Here is a 15330-nt window from a genome sequence, read left to right as displayed (position 1 = left end):
ATAAGAATGAATAATTCTAAATTAATAAAAGTTTTATGGAAACAAAGACAAACAGCTTATCTAAAAATTAAACTAAAGTTAATTTATTCATTAAAAACTCAAATATAGTTATTCGTAGAAAATAACTTTACTAAATTTGTAAAAATTTAAAAGTCATGAACAAAGTTAGCATAAAAGAAACACAAAACCCAACTATATTAAAGTTTGAATTTCAAGATTTTATAACTCAAAATGAAAGTTTTGAATTCAAAAACATTGATGAAGCTAAAACGTCTCCACTAGCGCAACAATTATTTCACCTTCCCTTTGTAAAAACAATTTACATTTCTGGAAATTTTATTGCAATCGAAAAATATAGTATTGTTGAATGGGACGATGTCAAAGATGCCGTAGCAGAACAAATGGAAACATTTGTAAACAATGGTGGAACAATCGTTGCTATTGATGAAAACAAAGGCAAAAAACAGCCTGTGACCGTTTATGGAGAAACCACTCCAAACCCATCGGCATTGAAATTTGTAGTGAGCAAAATGTTGACTAAGAACGCTATCGAATTCAAAAATATTGATCAAACAGGCGCATCTCCATTAGCAAAAGAACTTTTTAAATTTCCTTATGTAAAAGAAATTTTCATTGATGAAAACTATATATCTGTAACTAAATATGAAATCAATGAATGGCAGGAAATAACATTAGAATTAAGAAGTTTCATTAAGCAATATATTGAAAACGGAGGAACAGTTCTAGATGAAAATTTCATTCAAGCTGCTACAGCAAAAGAGGATACTAAATTAAAAGAGTTTGATAATCTGGATGTCACTTCCCAACAAATCATCAACATACTAGAGGAATACGTAAAACCTGCCGTACAAGCTGACGGTGGAAATATCGCATTCGATTCCTATAACGAAACAGACAAAACCGTAAAAGTAATCCTTCAAGGAGCATGTAGCGGTTGCCCTTCATCAACATTTACTTTAAAAAGCGGTATCGAAAACATGCTGAAAAGTATGCTGAATGACGAAGGAATTAAAGTGGAAGCCATAAACGCATAAGTAAAATTAAAAACATACATTAAGCTGACAATGTTATAGTTATACAAAATAATTACCATTTTAAATTGAAATTTTAAATAAAATAGGTATATTTAATCCTTAACTTAACAAATAAAAATTATGTCAGTATTAAAAGTAATTGAAGTGCTTTCCAGTTCAGATATAAGTTGGGAAGATGCAACTCGAAAAGGAGTTGCAAAGGCGGCTAAAACCATAAACCACATACGTTCTGTATACGTTAAAGACCACAGTGCAGCTGTAAGTGGAGGTGAAATCACAGAATACAGAGTAAACCTAAAATTAACTTTCGAACTCGAATAGATTAATTTTATTAATTAATTTAAGCGTTTCAATTGAGACGCTTAAATTAATTTTAGAAGCTAATTCCCACTATTCGTCGCAATACTTGCTGGTGTCGATTATCCGCGTGCATTCTCAAACTGGATGAATTTGGGGTTGAACTTTTCGGAACAAAACAAAGAATTGGCTATTTGTGGAGAATTGGCTTTAGAGTATTCTGCAAAAACAAACAGCATGTACATTCCCAATATTGTTTTGGTCGAAACCCAAAAAACGTCAAGCCTTCCTTTTTTATGAGCACGTTATATAAATAAGGACATGCTGTTTTATCTGTGCCAAAACAGGACCTGCTTGATGCCAAATACTGATTTCCAGCAAATTATTAATGATTTAATAAAGCAATCGTAGAAAAAATTGTTTAATATTGTAAGACTAATCAAATAAAAATACCATGGGACTATCTTCATTTTTTAAAAATTTATTTGGCTCAGCCAAAGAAACTGCCAGCGAATTAGCTGACAAAGCCGAAACTACTTTTGAACAAGCAAAAGAGACTGCAGCACCTTATCTTGAAAAAGCAGAAACATTTGCAGAGGAAACATTTGAAAAAGCAAAAGAAACTGCAACTCCTTATCTTGAAAAAGCGGAAATTTTTGTAGAAGAAACATTTGAAAAAGTAAAAGAAACTGCTGCTCCAATTATAGATAAAGTAGAAGGTTTTGCTAACCAAGCCAAAGAAACTGTCACTGGGCATTCTGACAAAGCAGGTGATGCTTTAGGAAACGCTGCAGAATCCGTAAAAGAAAAAGCCGCCGTAGCCGTAGACAAAGTGGAAGACATAGCAAGTGATAGCAAAACAATAGTTTCGGATACTGTGGAAACTGTAAAAGAAAAAGCCGCCGTAGCCGTAGACAAAGTGGAAGAAATAGCAAGTGATAGCAAAACAATGGTTTCGGATACTATGGAAACTGTAAAAGAAAAAGCCGCCGTAGCCGTAGACAAAGTGGAAGACATAGCAAGTGACACCAAAACAACAGCTACTGACGCTGTCGAAACTGTAGCTAAAAAAGCAAGCTCATTAGCAAATGACGGTGATGCCGATACTACTGAAACCCCAAAAAAAACATAAATAAAACAGAAGAAGATGCAGATTAATTTATAAGAAAATAATTTATTTGTATTTTTGCACTTCAAACTTAACCTTCTCTTTTGGGAAGGTTTTTTATTAGATAAAAAATGAACTTAAATCCAAATCAGTTAACTGATTATGCCAATACATTTATCACGGTATTGATTGATTATTCGCCAAAAATTATTTCTGCCTTTCTCATTTTATTTGTTGGCCTTTATGTCATTCGGCTGATCAATAGATTCATCAGAAAATTAATGATAAAAAGGGACTTAGACCCCACCTTGACTAAATTCCTTGCCGATATTCTACTTTGGGTTTTGAGGGTACTATTATTTGTGACTTTTATTTCAAACCTGGGAATAGAAACTTCGTCATTTGTTGCCATTCTTGGTGCCATGGGACTTGCAGTGGGTTTATCTCTTCAAGGTTCCTTATCGAATTTTGCAGGCGGCATGCTGATAATTCTCTTTAAGCCTTTTAAGGTAAACGACACCATTGAAGCACAAGGAGTAACCGGAACTGTCAGCGAAATTCAAATATTTGTAACCAAATTGATTACGGCTAATAACCAGACTATTTTTATACCCAACGGATCTTTATCAAATGGAAATATTATCAATTATTCTTTGCAAAAAATTAGAAGAGCTGATTTGACCATTGCTATTTCCTATGATACGGATATTAAAAAAGTAAAAGAAATAATTACTGCTATTTTCAAAAACAATCCAAAGGTACTTCAAACTCCTGCACCCGTTGTTTCTGTAAAAAATCTAACCGATAGTGCTATACAATTAGCCGTTAGACCATGGGCCACAAATGAAGATTTCTGGGATGTTTATGCTGATACATTGGAAAGCTGTAAGCTGGCATTTGACGCCGCCGGAATTGTGACTCAGCCTTATGTAAGAGAATCAGCTAAGGATAATTCTTAATTTAAAGATTACTTCTTTGAAGTCGTAATCATGAAATCTTTCAAATAATACGGTTCAAAATAAGCGACATCTACAGTGTCGCTTTTTTTGAATTTATCAAAACTTATTGCACTCATTTCTTTGGCAGAAGGATATACAATTTCGTCAAGGAAAATATAATTTTCTTTGGTCAAAACCGACTTGCATTTTTCAGCACAATCACCAACAAAATAAAGTGTTCCCTGCAAATTCTCAAAGGAGTTCTCCGTAATTATTTCGGCAAGAACTTCTCTTTTTCGTTCCAAATTTGGAGCAAAAACAGCACTATATACTTCCATTCTGCGAGCGTCAATCATAGGAATGATTAATCCGCTTAAAATGGTAACCTGTGACGCCAAAGCTTGTAAAGTATCTACCGCAATTAATGGAATATCCAGCGCATAACAGAGTCCTTTAGCTGCAGAAACTCCTATTCTTAATCCGGTGTAAGAACCCGGACCTTGACTCACAGCGACAGCAGATAAATCATTAAGTGTAATTCCCGCTTCTTTTATAATTTCCTCAATAAAAACATGCAGTCGTTCTGCATGAGAATAGCCTTCTTCGGCAATTTCTTTGCATATAATTGTTTTTCCACCTTTTGCAAGAGCAACAGAACAATTTTTCGTAGCGGTTTCGATGTTGAGAATGTATTCCAATTTTTAGATTTTATTTTAACTTGAAAATCACAATCATGAAATATATTCCATAATTGTGATTTTAAAATATTAGTATATTATTTTTATTTTTTGCTTTCCGCTTTATCTTTGTCCGTTTTTAGCGTTACTTTATCTCCAGAATTTAAGTCCTTTGAAACGGTAGTATAAGGTCCGGTTATAACAACATCTCCTTTTTTAAGACCTGTTAAAACCTCAATATTTGTATCGTCTTGGATTCCAGTTTTGATGATTCTAATTTTAGCTTTATCGCCTACTTTTACAAATACGCATTCAAACTTTTTGTCACTTTTAGGTGCAGCTCCTTTTTGTTCTTCATTAGGATCTTCTACTTTAATTTCTTTTACAGCTGTCGTATCTGATTTTACCACTACTGAACTAATTGGCACAGACAACACATTCGTTTTAGTTTCTGTAATGATATCAACCGTTGCAGTCATTCCAGGTCTAAAAGGAGAATATGTATCCGGTTTTCCCTCTAATAAATCTTGATACGATTCTTTAAGGATTCTTACTTTAACTTTAAAATTAGTCACCTGATCTGCTGTCAAAGCTGAACTGGCCGAATTAGAAATACTAGTTACAACACCCTTAAATTGTTTTTTTAGATAAGCATCAACTTCAACATTCGCTTCATCTCCCACTTTAATTTTTACAATATCATTTTCATTGACATCTACTTCAACCTCCATATTATTTAAGTTAGCTACTCTCAAAATCTCCGTTCCCGTCATCTGTTGCGTTCCTAAAACACGCTCTCCCAATTCTACGTTTAACATCGAAATAGTTCCATCCGCAGGCGCATAGATTGTAGTACGTCCTAAATTGTCTTTGGCTTCATTTACTGTTGCCGAGGCACTTTGAACATTAAAATAAGCGGTTTGCTTAGCTGCTTTGGCCACCTCATAAGAGGCAACTGCTTTATCCCAATCTGACTTTGAAATAATTCCTTTTTCGAATAATGTTTTATTTCTGTCGTAACTTGATTTAGATTCCTTGAACGAAGCATCCGCCTGACTCAAATTTGCTCTGGTTCCTGATAAATTGGAAACCGAACGATTGTAGCCTGAAGTATACAAATCCGGATTTATTTTAACCAATAAATCTCCTTTCTTTACAACTTGTCCTTCTTTTACGTTTAAAGATATAATCTCTCCAGATACCTCAGATGAAATTTTAACCTCAATTTCTGGTTGAATTTTCCCTGTAGCCGAAACCGTTTCAACAATAGTTACAGGATTAACTTGGGCGATTTCAACTTCAGTTCCCTTGTCCTTATTTCCGATAGCTCCTGATTTTGAAAGTGCTATTAACGCAACAATAATTACTACTGCTCCACCTATTAAGATATAAATTGTTTTCTTTGACATGATAAATTAGTTTTTGATAAGGGGAATTCCAAAATAGAATTCTAATATTTTAATTTTAAAAATATAATCGTATTTTGTTCTAAGAACATCTGATTGTGCATTAGTAAGTAAGGTTTGTGACTGATTAAAATCAAAAGAATTCATCAAACCTACTGCGTATTTTTCTTTGGCATAATCATATGCTCCTTGTCTGGATTCAAGTGCCACAACCGAAGATTCATAAGCATTCAATGCGCCTTTCGCATCTGCAAATGCAGTGAAAACATTTCTTTGTAAATCTAAATCTTGTTGCTCTACAGCAATTTTTGATCTTTCCAGACTTACTTTAGAACGCTCTACATTGTTTCTGGCTGAAAACCCATTAAAGATAGGAATCGATAACTGAGCCCCAAAAGAATGTCCTTTGTTATCACTAAATTGATCAAAGAAAGGCAAAGCTTTTCCTAATACGGGAGAAAAATTATTTTGTAAAACATCTTGATTTGTACCTTCCACATACCCAACTACAGATGTAGGATTTGAAGTATTTGGTTGAAAACCCACAACTCTGTCACTATAACCAACCCTAGAACTAAAACTATAAAAACCTTGTAAAGTAGGTTGATAAGCTCCTTTGGCAATTGCTACATTTTTCTGTGCAATCTCTAAATTAGTTCTGGCAATTTTCAATTCAGTTCTACCTTCTTTGGCTTTATCATAAATGGCAGTTGGTGTTTGTGCCATAATGTTATTTTCATCTTTAACATCGGTATCATCCACCACATCAAAATTTTCAAAGTCTTTCAACTGTAACAATTGAGCCAAACTTAATTTTGAAATTAATAACGCATTGTCAGCAGCAATAACATTTTGGTTGTTTAATGCCACAGTAGCTTTTATGTCCAATAAATCCCCTCGTGGAATAGATCCTGCTTTAACTAATTCTTCTGAGCGTGCATATTGCTTTTCATTAATCCCCAATTGTTCTTTTTGCACTTTTAAGTTTTCTTTGTTAAAAAGCACCTGTAAAAAAGCATTAGCAACATTCAATGCTACATCTTCCTGCATTTTGAGCAATTGATATTTGGCCGCCATTATCGAAAGATTGGCTTTTCGCAATGTATTTTGGTTTTGTAAACCTTTGTAAATATCCACTCCTACATTTGCCCCAGCAGAAGTAAACTGTGTAGTTTGATTTTGTAAAAGCCCGGTTGTGATATCCTGATTCAAACCAATATTCCAGGAATGGGAAGCACTGGCATTAAGCGAGGGTAGGAAATTCCCAATAGCTCCTTTTTTATCAATGTTTGCCGTTTTAGAATCTAATTCGGATTGTTTGATTGAGATGTTATTTTGTATGGCATATTTTACGCATTCTTCCAGAGTCCATTTTTTGGTTTGTCCCTGAACGGACAAACCAAACAGCACGATAAAAACGAAACTGATACAACTATTTTTTTTCATATATTTTGAATGAAAGTGTAGCAAAGATACTACACATATTTAACATTTTTTTAAAAACTAAAATTCTTTTTTGAGTGTATTTTTAAGGTTTCATTTCTTCATTTTTTAGACCTTGATTCCATACTTTAATTTTATCCGAAGCTTTAATTCCGCTTTTAATTTCAACATAAATTCCATCACTGACCCCCAAGACTAAATCTTTTCTTGTGAATTTTTGTACTCCGGTTTCAACCTCTACATAGGGTTTTTGTGTTTTTTTATCAAATTGAATTAGGGATTCTTTTACCGCTAAAACTTTATCCGCTTTTTCCAAAATAATCGAGGCATTTGCACTTAAACCTGCTCTGATAAAAGTATCGTCTCTGTTGGTCAAAGATGCTTTTATTTCGAATTGAATCGCTCCATTCTCTGTTTTACCTTTTGGGGCAATATATTGTAGAATGGCATCGAATTTTTCGTTTTCAATGGCGCCAACTGTAATTTCGATTGGTAATTTTTCTTTTATTTTACCTACTTCTGATTCGTCAATTTTTCCAACGAAAATCATACGCCCAACATCGGCAACGCTTGCTATTGTTGTTCCTTCGTTGAAATTATTACTTTCAATTACTTGGTTCCCTACTTTTACCGGAACATCCAGCACCATTCCATTTACTGTAGAACGAATCAAAGTATTGGCATAACTGCCCAGTCCTGAAGTTGTTCCTGTTTTCACAATGTCATACCCTTGTTTAGATGCACTATAATTCTGTTTCGCTTGTTTATATGCTAATTGTGCCACATCAAAATCATTGGCAGAAATAACGCCTTTATCAAACAACGTTTTTTGTCTTAAAAACACTTTCTCTTGATTATCCAATGCAATTTTTGATGTTTGAACCTGGTTTTGAGAATTACTCAAATTAGATACATTGGCAACAACTTTAATCTTTGCAATTAAATCGCCAGCTTTTATATTCTCCCCAGCTTTAATGTAAACAGCTTCAATAATACCTGAAATATTAGGTTTGATAAGCACCTCTTCATCCGGAACAATATTACCGGTTGCAATCGTATTCTTCACAATCGTTTTTATTTCTGCCTTATCGGTTTCAAAAACAACTGGAGATTCCTGATTCTTGGCATACAAATAATACAAGGCACCGGAGAACACTAGTGCGATTGTAATTAAAATAGTTACGGTTAATCCTTTTTTCATTTTGCTTATTGTTTAATCGATTATATAATTTTTGATTGATATTTTATTCTGTTCTTAATGCGTCTACTGGCTTTACGTTTATGGCAGTTTGAGCCGGAATTAATCCTGCAAATAAACCGGAACCGATGAGTATGAGTAAAGCAATAAAAACAACTGTCAAATCTACACTTGGGTTGGCAAACATCATTCCTTCACTTGGCATCGACTCTAAAACCATATTGATAACAGCTAATAATCCTGTGGCCAATGCAATTCCAAACATTCCTGCGATAATAGTCAGAAAAATAGCTTCTGATAATATTTGGGAACGAATGGCACCCGGCGTTGCTCCTAATGCTCTTCGAATTCCTATTTCCTTTGTGCGTTCTTTGACAACAATCAACATGATATTAGAAATTCCAATTACTCCGGAAAGTAACACCAGTGTTCCTACAAAATAAGCAATGAATTTTAGAATAAAAAACAAGCCTTGTATTTTGCTGAACTCCTGAAACAAATCAAAATTCCCAATCGCTCTGTCATCTTGAGGATGTATCGAATGTCTGGATTTCATAAAGTCTAGAATTTTAGGTTTCAACTCTGTAATTGATGCATCATCATTAGCTGTAAGTGCCATCCATCCTACTGTGTCCCCATAATTAAAAGCTTGCTGAAAAGTAGTAAATGGCATAAAAATATTTTTTTGAGCGGATTCAGCATCTCCATTATTTCTAGATTTAGAGTTATAAACACCCACCACCATAAAATTAACTCCATTTATCTTGATATAAGTTCCAATAATCTCTTCTGCTTTTTCATACATTTCGTTTATTACACCTTGACCAATAACCGCAACTTTACGCTTCAATACAATATCTTGCTGATTCACAAAACGCCCTTTTATGATATCCATCGATTCTTGCTTAATCAACTCTGGATAATCCCCATAAATAGTATAGGCTGCCGTTTTTGTCCCTCTTACCACATTGTTTGCTCCTTCAAAACCCCCCAATTGATTTCTAGGCGAAACGTATAATAAATCCGGAAAATTCTCTTTCAAAGCAGTAACATCAACGTTTTTAAAATCGAATTGTCTGGTGGCAGGCAATCCTTTGAACGGTTTCGAAGTAGTTTGCGACCACATAAACATCGTATTTGTTGCAATTCCGTCAAAACCTTTTTTAACACCATTTTCCAATCCATTTCCTGCGGCGAGTAATATTACCAAAATAAATATTCCCCAAAAAACACCAAACGCCGTAAGAATCGTCCTGAATGTATTAGCCGTTAAAGCCTCTAAAATTTCGTTCCATTTATCTCTGTCAAACATAATTATTCGTCTCTAAGTGCTACAATGGGTTTTATTTTGGCAGCTCTGTATGCCGGAAAAAATCCAGCTAAAGCACCAGCAACAACTAATAATATCAAGGTGGTCAAAGCAATACTAAAATCAACTTCGGGATTCAGAAAATAATCGCTTGATACTTGCGGGCCTACTAATTCCAACAACAACAAACTTGATAAAAGCCCCACAAATCCTGCTATTGTCGTAATAAAAATGGATTCATGCAAAATCATTCCAATAATAGAAACCGGAGATGCTCCAAGCGCTTTTCTAATACCAATTTCTTTGGTTCTTTCTTTTACAATAATCAACATAATGTTACTTACCCCAACTACTCCAGCTATTATGGTACAAATTCCAACCCACCAAAAAAACAATCGGATATACAGGTTCAAATCATAAAACTGTTTTGCATTTTTTATGGAATTATTAATTCCTATGGCACTTTCATCATCAGGCGCAATTGTATTTTTACTTTTTAACAATTGATCTAATTCCTTTGTAAACTTATTTGATTGCGCTAAAGCTTCTTCATAAGTAGCCTTTTTTGTTAGCGTAAAAGACAAATTGCTAATTCTGTCCCCAATCCCAAAAGCTTTTTGTGTAGTCGTTATTGGCAGATACACTCTGGATTCTTCTCTTTCTCCAGCTGGATCGGTAAAAACACCAACCACTTTAAAATTGATATTGTTAATTACAATTTGCTCTCCAATAGGATTCTTGTCTTTGAATAAATCCAATTTTACTTTTTGTCCAATGGCCGCAACTTTCTCACTGCTTACCAAATCATTATTATTAATGAATCTTCCATTAACAATTGTTGCATTTTCAATGGCCTGATAATCCGGATAAACACCTCTATATTGATAATTCCCAGTTTCTTTACCATAAACAATTACACTATTCCAAAAACTATAGGTAGCCGCTTTTTTATCTAATAAATCTCCGAATTTTTGCACTGAAATATCATAATCGCTGTTGCGAAATTGGATTTGTCTTCCAGGATTCAATCCTTTGTATTCTTTGGCAGTAGTTCCTGTCCAAACTTCAATTATACCATCGGCATCACGTTCAAACTGTTTTTCAATACCGTTTTGAAGTCCTTTGCCCACACCCAAAAGAATAACTAATATGAAAATTCCAGAAGCCACAGAAATTCCCGTGAGAAAAGTTCTCAGTTTGTTCTTGGCAATTGCCTCAAAAATTTCCTGCCAGCGTTCTACATTAAACATAAGCGGATGCTCTTACTTGTTCTACTAATTTATCATCGATGATTAAACCATCTTTATAAGAAGAAGCTCTAACTTGTTGCACTAATTTATCATCAATGATCAAACCGTCTTTCAAAACAACATTTCTTTTACACATGGCAGCAATATCAGGCTCGTGCGTTACAATCAAAATGGTTTTTCCCTCGTCATTAATCCCTTGTATCAACTCCATAACTTCATAAGATGTTTTGGTATCCAAAGCTCCTGTAGGCTCATCAGCCAATAATACTTTGGGATTTGATGCTAATGCTCTTGCAATCGCAACACGTTGTTTTTGTCCACCGGAAAGTTCATTTGGCAAGTGATGTGAATGCGATGACAAACCTACTTTCTCCAAAAAATTCATCGCAATTTCATTACGTTCTTTCCTTTTCACACCCTGATAATACAATGGCATCGCCACATTATCCAAAGCGCTTTTATAATTAATCAAATTGAAAGATTGAAAAACAAAACCTAAAAATTTGTTGCGATATCTTGAAGCAATAGTCTCGTTGAGATTTTTAATAGGCACACTATCCAAAATATAACTCCCAGAATCAGCTTCATCAAGTATTCCAAGAATATTAAGCAGTGTAGATTTTCCCGAACCGGAAGACCCCATAATAGCCACTAATTCCCCTTCTTTAATGTTGAAATTAATCCCTTTTAACACATGTAATTCGGAATTTCCCATTTTATAGGACTTATGCAAATCTTTAATTTCAATCATAATTATGTTAATTTTAAAACAATATTAATTCTTCTCTAAAAGAAATTGTAATAAGAAAACGTTAATACCTTTATCAGGAATTTAATCATAAGACATAATTGTTATGAAAATGTTACACATTAATCCTAAAAAAGAATTGTTTTGCTAATTTTGCCTCATCAAACTAAAATAAAATGCATAAATTTTTTTCAGCCCTACTTATAATTCTGTCTATCGCATTGATTACAAGTTGCTCTACAACCAGTAAAATAGCCACTTTAAAACCAGAACCGGACGATGCCATTCCTTTAGTTTACGAAAACATTCCTTCCTTTATTAATTTACCCATCATCGTAAAACTGAAGGATATCGAAAATCAAACGAACTCACTCCTGAATGGGTTGATCTATGAAGACAACAATATTGAAGATGATGACATTGAAATGAAGATTTGGAAATTAGCACCTATCACAATCAAAAATGACAACGGAGCTAATGGTCAAAAAATCAGAACGGTCTTACCTTTGAAAGCTATCGTAAAATACAGGATTGGAACAAAGAAAATGGGAGTCGAATTGTACAACACTAAAGAATTTAATCTAGATGGTGTGGTCACTTTGCTCAGTGATGTAGGTTTGACCAATTGGAAAATGAATACCAAAACAGAACTAAAATCATTGGACTGGAATGAAAGTCCAACGATGACAGTTTTTGGAAAAAATGTGCCCGTAACCTATCTTATCAATCCGGGAATAAAGCTTTTCAAGTCTAAAATAGAAAAGAAAATTGATGATGCCATTGCAAAATCAATGGATTTTAAACCGAATGTTTTGGCCGCTTTAGAGAAAATTTGCGCTCCTTTTCAAATGAGTGACACTTATGAAAGTTGGCTTCGAATTGTTCCTATCGAAATTTATTCTACCAATGCCAAACTCAAAAATGACACTTTTGTACTAGAAATGGGAATGAAATGCAACATGGAAACATTAATAGGAAAGCAACCCGAATCTAAATTTAATGCCAGCAAAATCATTTTAAAACCTGTCTCCAAAATACCTCAGGAAATCACCGCAAACATTGTTGCTGTTTCTACCTATCTGGAAGCATCAAAACTAATGACCAAGAATTTTGCCGGACAAGAATTTGGTTCAGGATCCAAGAAAATAAAAGTTCAGAATGTTGCTATTTGGCACAAAAACGGAAAAATGATAATCGCTTTAGATGTATTGGGATCTGTAAATGGAACCATTTATTTAGCCGGTTTTCCTCAATATAACGACAAAACCAAAGAAGTCTATTTTGATGAATTAGATTATGCCTTAGACACAAAAAACAAATTAATGCGAACTGCTAATTGGTTAGCACAAGGGTTAATTTTAAGAAAAATAGAACAAAGTTGTCGCTACTCCATAAAACCAAATCTTGAAGAAGGTCAAAAAAGCATGATGACTTATTTAAAAAACTATTCTCCAATGCAAGGTGTTTTTGTAAACGGAAAAATGGAGGAGATTCAATTTCAAAAAATCCAATTGACTAATCAAGCTATTATTGCCTTTATCAAAGTAAAAGGAACAGTGAATGTGTCCGTAGATGGATTGAAATAGAGTGATCAGTGGTCAGTTTTTAGTGATCAGTTACCATGTACTTTAAACTAAAAAAATTGAAATGCACTATTTTAAGATTGACTTTTGATATTGCTATTGAAATTAATTTTTTAGGATTTCTTCTTTTTCATTCGATAAATGGCATAACCAATTCCTGCGACAAGCAGATACGGAATTACCATTAAATAAACGATTCCGTCATTTACCGCAGCTGCCTTTGTTGTATTACCTTCGCTGGTCAATGCGGCGCGACACATGGCGCATTGTGCATTTGCAGTTTGTGAAAATAAACAAAGGGCAATAAGCAATAGACTATAGTTAAAAATACTTTTTGACCTTTTTGCCAATTGCAAATTGCTAATTATTTTTCTACTATACATAATATGGTGAAATCATTAAATAAACAACCACTCCAGTTACGGCAACATACAACCAAATTGGAAAAGTAATTTTTGCTATTTTTTTATGGGTATCAAATTTTTGCGACAATGCTCTAACATACGTTATTAAAACCATAGGAATAATGGCAATCGATAAAATAATATGCGTAATTAATATAAAGAAATAAACATATCGGATTGTTCCTTCACCACCAAATTTTGTTGAATCAGAAGTCATATGATATGCAACATACATGACAAGAAAAGCAACAGACAAAGCAATAGCCGAAGTCATCAACCTTTCATGAAGTTTTCTTTTACCATTTTTAATAGCTATCACTGCAACGATTAAAACTATCGCTGTAATTCCGTTGGTAGTAGCATAGATTGGCGGCAAAAAAGAAAGTGGCTCGGCATTATATCCAAAATCTTTTAGTTTTACTCCAAAAAGTATGGCAACCACAACCGGTATTAAAATTGAAACTGCAATGATGAGCTTGCTGTATTTTTGTTCTAACGAAATGTTTTCCATTATTATTCTTCTAATAAAATATTAATATCTTGTTGAATGTTTCTTACTCCTTTTTTATCTAAACCATCATAATATAAAATTGGATTTCCGAAATCATCGTTTCTACAACGGATATTTCCATTTTTATCAATCAAGGCAAACAATCCTGAATGCTCAAAACCACCTGCCACTTTTTTATTTTCACCCGCGTAAAGATTAAAACCTTTATTGGCTAAATTAAAAATATAAGTTTTGTCTCCGGTTAAAAAATTCCAATTAGAGGATTTTACACCTAATAGTTTTGAATGATCTTTTAATACTTGTGGAGTGTCGTGTTGTGGATCAATAGTGATAGAGACAATGCCAAAATTAGGATTACCAAAAAAACTCTTCTCTAAAACTAACATACTTTCATTCATCTTAGGACAAATCGTAGGACAGGTAGTAAAGAAAAATTCCAAGACATACACTTTCCCTTTGTAAGTTTCATTAGTAATCTTCTTATTGTCTTGATTTATTAATTCGAATTTAGGCGCAGGTCCTATTTTAATTAATTGCCCTTCTTCGGCAGTTGCCGGATTAACACTGTCCAGTCTATCCCCTTGAACCACTTTATCGTTTTTAATTCTCTCAACAATTTTTGGAACAGCGTAAATGCCGAAAATCAAAATAATAAAAGAGATTCCTATGTATGATTTATTTTTGAACATAAAATATTAAATTTTTCTGGTGGCGTTATTGTTCTTTTTAAGAGCAGCACGATATTCATAAAGAATAACTTTAAAATCATCAAGCATTTCGTTACTCAACTCCGCTGGATGAAATGTACTATACCCCTCTTTAGTATCTTTCACTAGTTTTCGACCTCGAAGATTTCGTTTCTTATCAATGATGTAGACTTTTGGTGTACCTGAATTTTTATCTAACTTCTCCGCCAATTTTAATTGAGCATAATAGGCATTAATATCTTCCGTCGACGCAAATACAAAGCGCCACTGGGCAACATCCGTAAAAGCACCCAGAGCATCAACCACTTTTTTGGCATCTTTTTCAGTTCCGGTTGGACAAATCATCACAAACTGAACATCTTTGAACTCATGATACCTTTGATAAATTTTTTGATTTAAATTAAAAAGATTTCCTCTGTTTTTTAAAAGTTCAGTACCCATAAAACCGAGAATCGTTACTTTGCCATTCAAACTAACTTTTTGACCGTCTAAAGATTGCCAATTACCTAAATCAGCGGTATTAGGAGTTATTGTTGGTAATTTAGTAAACCCGTTCACACCCGAAGCAAAAAAAAGGTAGGCAACTATAGGCAAAATAAAAAGAACGAAAAGGACACTATTTTTTTTCATTGTAATAATACTATTAAAGTACAAAAATAAAAAAAGGTACGCAATGCGTACCCTTTTATTGAATTA

At 33.8% G+C, this 15330-nt stretch carries 17 protein-coding genes; 6 read left to right on the top strand and 11 right to left on the bottom strand.

Features of this window, described 5'->3' with window-relative positions; genetic code table 11:
• Nucleotides 1-155: 155 nt before the first annotated feature.
• The 5 genes from E0I61_RS04410 to E0I61_RS04395 all read left to right on the top strand — a co-directional run bounded on the left by E0I61_RS04410 (nt 156) and on the right by E0I61_RS04395 (nt 3419).
• Nucleotides 156-1055: a NifU family protein gene (locus tag E0I61_RS04410; RefSeq protein WP_132069643.1), complete on the top strand. Its 900-nt coding sequence runs from the start codon at nt 156-158 to the stop codon at nt 1053-1055.
• A gap of 120 nt (nt 1056-1175) precedes the next feature.
• Nucleotides 1176-1376, top strand: coding sequence for a dodecin family protein (locus tag E0I61_RS04405; protein ID WP_132069641.1), 201 nt, complete (start codon nt 1176-1178; stop codon nt 1374-1376).
• A 129-nt stretch (nt 1377-1505) separates the two neighbouring features.
• Entirely contained in the window at nt 1506-1652 is a 147-nt protein-coding gene (locus tag E0I61_RS16240; RefSeq protein ID WP_165930172.1) for a hypothetical protein, read from the top strand.
• Between the two features lie 154 nt (nt 1653-1806).
• Nucleotides 1807-2484 (top strand): hypothetical protein, encoded by a 678-nt coding sequence (locus E0I61_RS04400; RefSeq protein WP_205728736.1) that lies wholly within the window; start codon nt 1807-1809, stop codon nt 2482-2484.
• Between the two features lie 107 nt (nt 2485-2591).
• Complete coding sequence (locus E0I61_RS04395; RefSeq protein WP_131990242.1) at nt 2592-3419, top strand: mechanosensitive ion channel family protein; 828 nt, start codon at nt 2592-2594, stop codon at nt 3417-3419.
• 8 nt (nt 3420-3427) lie between these two features.
• On the opposite strand, the gene tsaB is transcribed toward E0I61_RS04395, so the two are convergent.
• The 7 genes from tsaB to E0I61_RS04360 all read right to left on the bottom strand — a co-directional run bounded on the left by tsaB (nt 3428) and on the right by E0I61_RS04360 (nt 11432).
• Nucleotides 3428-4096 carry a tRNA (adenosine(37)-N6)-threonylcarbamoyltransferase complex dimerization subunit type 1 TsaB gene (tsaB, locus tag E0I61_RS04390; RefSeq protein WP_132069639.1) on the bottom strand — a complete coding sequence of 223 codons (669 nt, stop codon included), beginning with the start codon at nt 4094-4096 and terminating at the stop codon, nt 3428-3430.
• Between the two features lie 83 nt (nt 4097-4179).
• Complete coding sequence (locus E0I61_RS04385; RefSeq protein ID WP_132069637.1) at nt 4180-5484, bottom strand: efflux RND transporter periplasmic adaptor subunit; 1305 nt, start codon at nt 5482-5484, stop codon at nt 4180-4182.
• A 6-nt stretch (nt 5485-5490) separates the two neighbouring features.
• A complete protein-coding gene (locus tag E0I61_RS04380) occupies nt 5491-6927 on the bottom strand; it encodes a TolC family protein (protein ID WP_131990245.1) in 1437 nt (478 codons plus the stop codon).
• An 82-nt stretch (nt 6928-7009) separates the two neighbouring features.
• Entirely contained in the window at nt 7010-8125 is a 1116-nt protein-coding gene (locus E0I61_RS04375; protein WP_132069635.1) for an efflux RND transporter periplasmic adaptor subunit, read from the bottom strand.
• A gap of 43 nt (nt 8126-8168) precedes the next feature.
• Nucleotides 8169-9434, bottom strand: coding sequence for an ABC transporter permease (locus E0I61_RS04370; protein ID WP_131990247.1), 1266 nt, complete (start codon nt 9432-9434; stop codon nt 8169-8171).
• A 2-nt stretch (nt 9435-9436) separates the two neighbouring features.
• A complete protein-coding gene (locus E0I61_RS04365) occupies nt 9437-10681 on the bottom strand; it encodes an ABC transporter permease (protein ID WP_132069633.1) in 1245 nt (414 codons plus the stop codon).
• Nucleotides 10674-11432 (bottom strand): ABC transporter ATP-binding protein, encoded by a 759-nt coding sequence (locus E0I61_RS04360; protein ID WP_317126160.1) that lies wholly within the window; start codon nt 11430-11432, stop codon nt 10674-10676. The genes E0I61_RS04365 and E0I61_RS04360 overlap by 8 nt, the downstream gene beginning before the upstream one ends.
• A gap of 173 nt (nt 11433-11605) precedes the next feature.
• Between E0I61_RS04360 and E0I61_RS04355 the strand changes: the two genes are divergently transcribed.
• Entirely contained in the window at nt 11606-13015 is a 1410-nt protein-coding gene (locus E0I61_RS04355) for a DUF4403 family protein (protein ID WP_132069631.1), read from the top strand.
• A gap of 110 nt (nt 13016-13125) precedes the next feature.
• On the opposite strand, the gene E0I61_RS04350 is transcribed toward E0I61_RS04355, so the two are convergent.
• From E0I61_RS04350 to E0I61_RS04335, 4 genes are all read right to left on the bottom strand, one after another.
• Nucleotides 13126-13323 (bottom strand): hypothetical protein, encoded by a 198-nt coding sequence (locus tag E0I61_RS04350; protein ID WP_394346057.1) that lies wholly within the window; start codon nt 13321-13323, stop codon nt 13126-13128.
• A gap of 64 nt (nt 13324-13387) precedes the next feature.
• The gene (locus E0I61_RS04345) at nt 13388-13927 is read right to left on the bottom strand and encodes a DUF420 domain-containing protein (protein ID WP_132069629.1); all 540 of its coding nucleotides are present in this window, start codon (nt 13925-13927) and stop codon (nt 13388-13390) included.
• A 2-nt stretch (nt 13928-13929) separates the two neighbouring features.
• Entirely contained in the window at nt 13930-14616 is a 687-nt protein-coding gene (locus E0I61_RS04340) for an SCO family protein (RefSeq protein ID WP_132069627.1), read from the bottom strand.
• Nucleotides 14617-14622: 6 nt separating this feature from the next.
• Nucleotides 14623-15264, bottom strand: coding sequence for a thioredoxin domain-containing protein (locus E0I61_RS04335; protein WP_132069625.1), 642 nt, complete (start codon nt 15262-15264; stop codon nt 14623-14625).
• Between the last annotated feature and the right edge of the window lie 66 nt (nt 15265-15330).

Origin of the sequence: Flavobacterium ranwuense (assembly GCF_004349315.1) — a bacterium.
GTDB classification, from domain to species: domain Bacteria; phylum Bacteroidota; class Bacteroidia; order Flavobacteriales; family Flavobacteriaceae; genus Flavobacterium; species Flavobacterium ranwuense.
The sequence above is the reverse complement of the archived record's forward strand: the minus strand, read 5'-3'. Positions and strand labels throughout refer to the sequence as shown.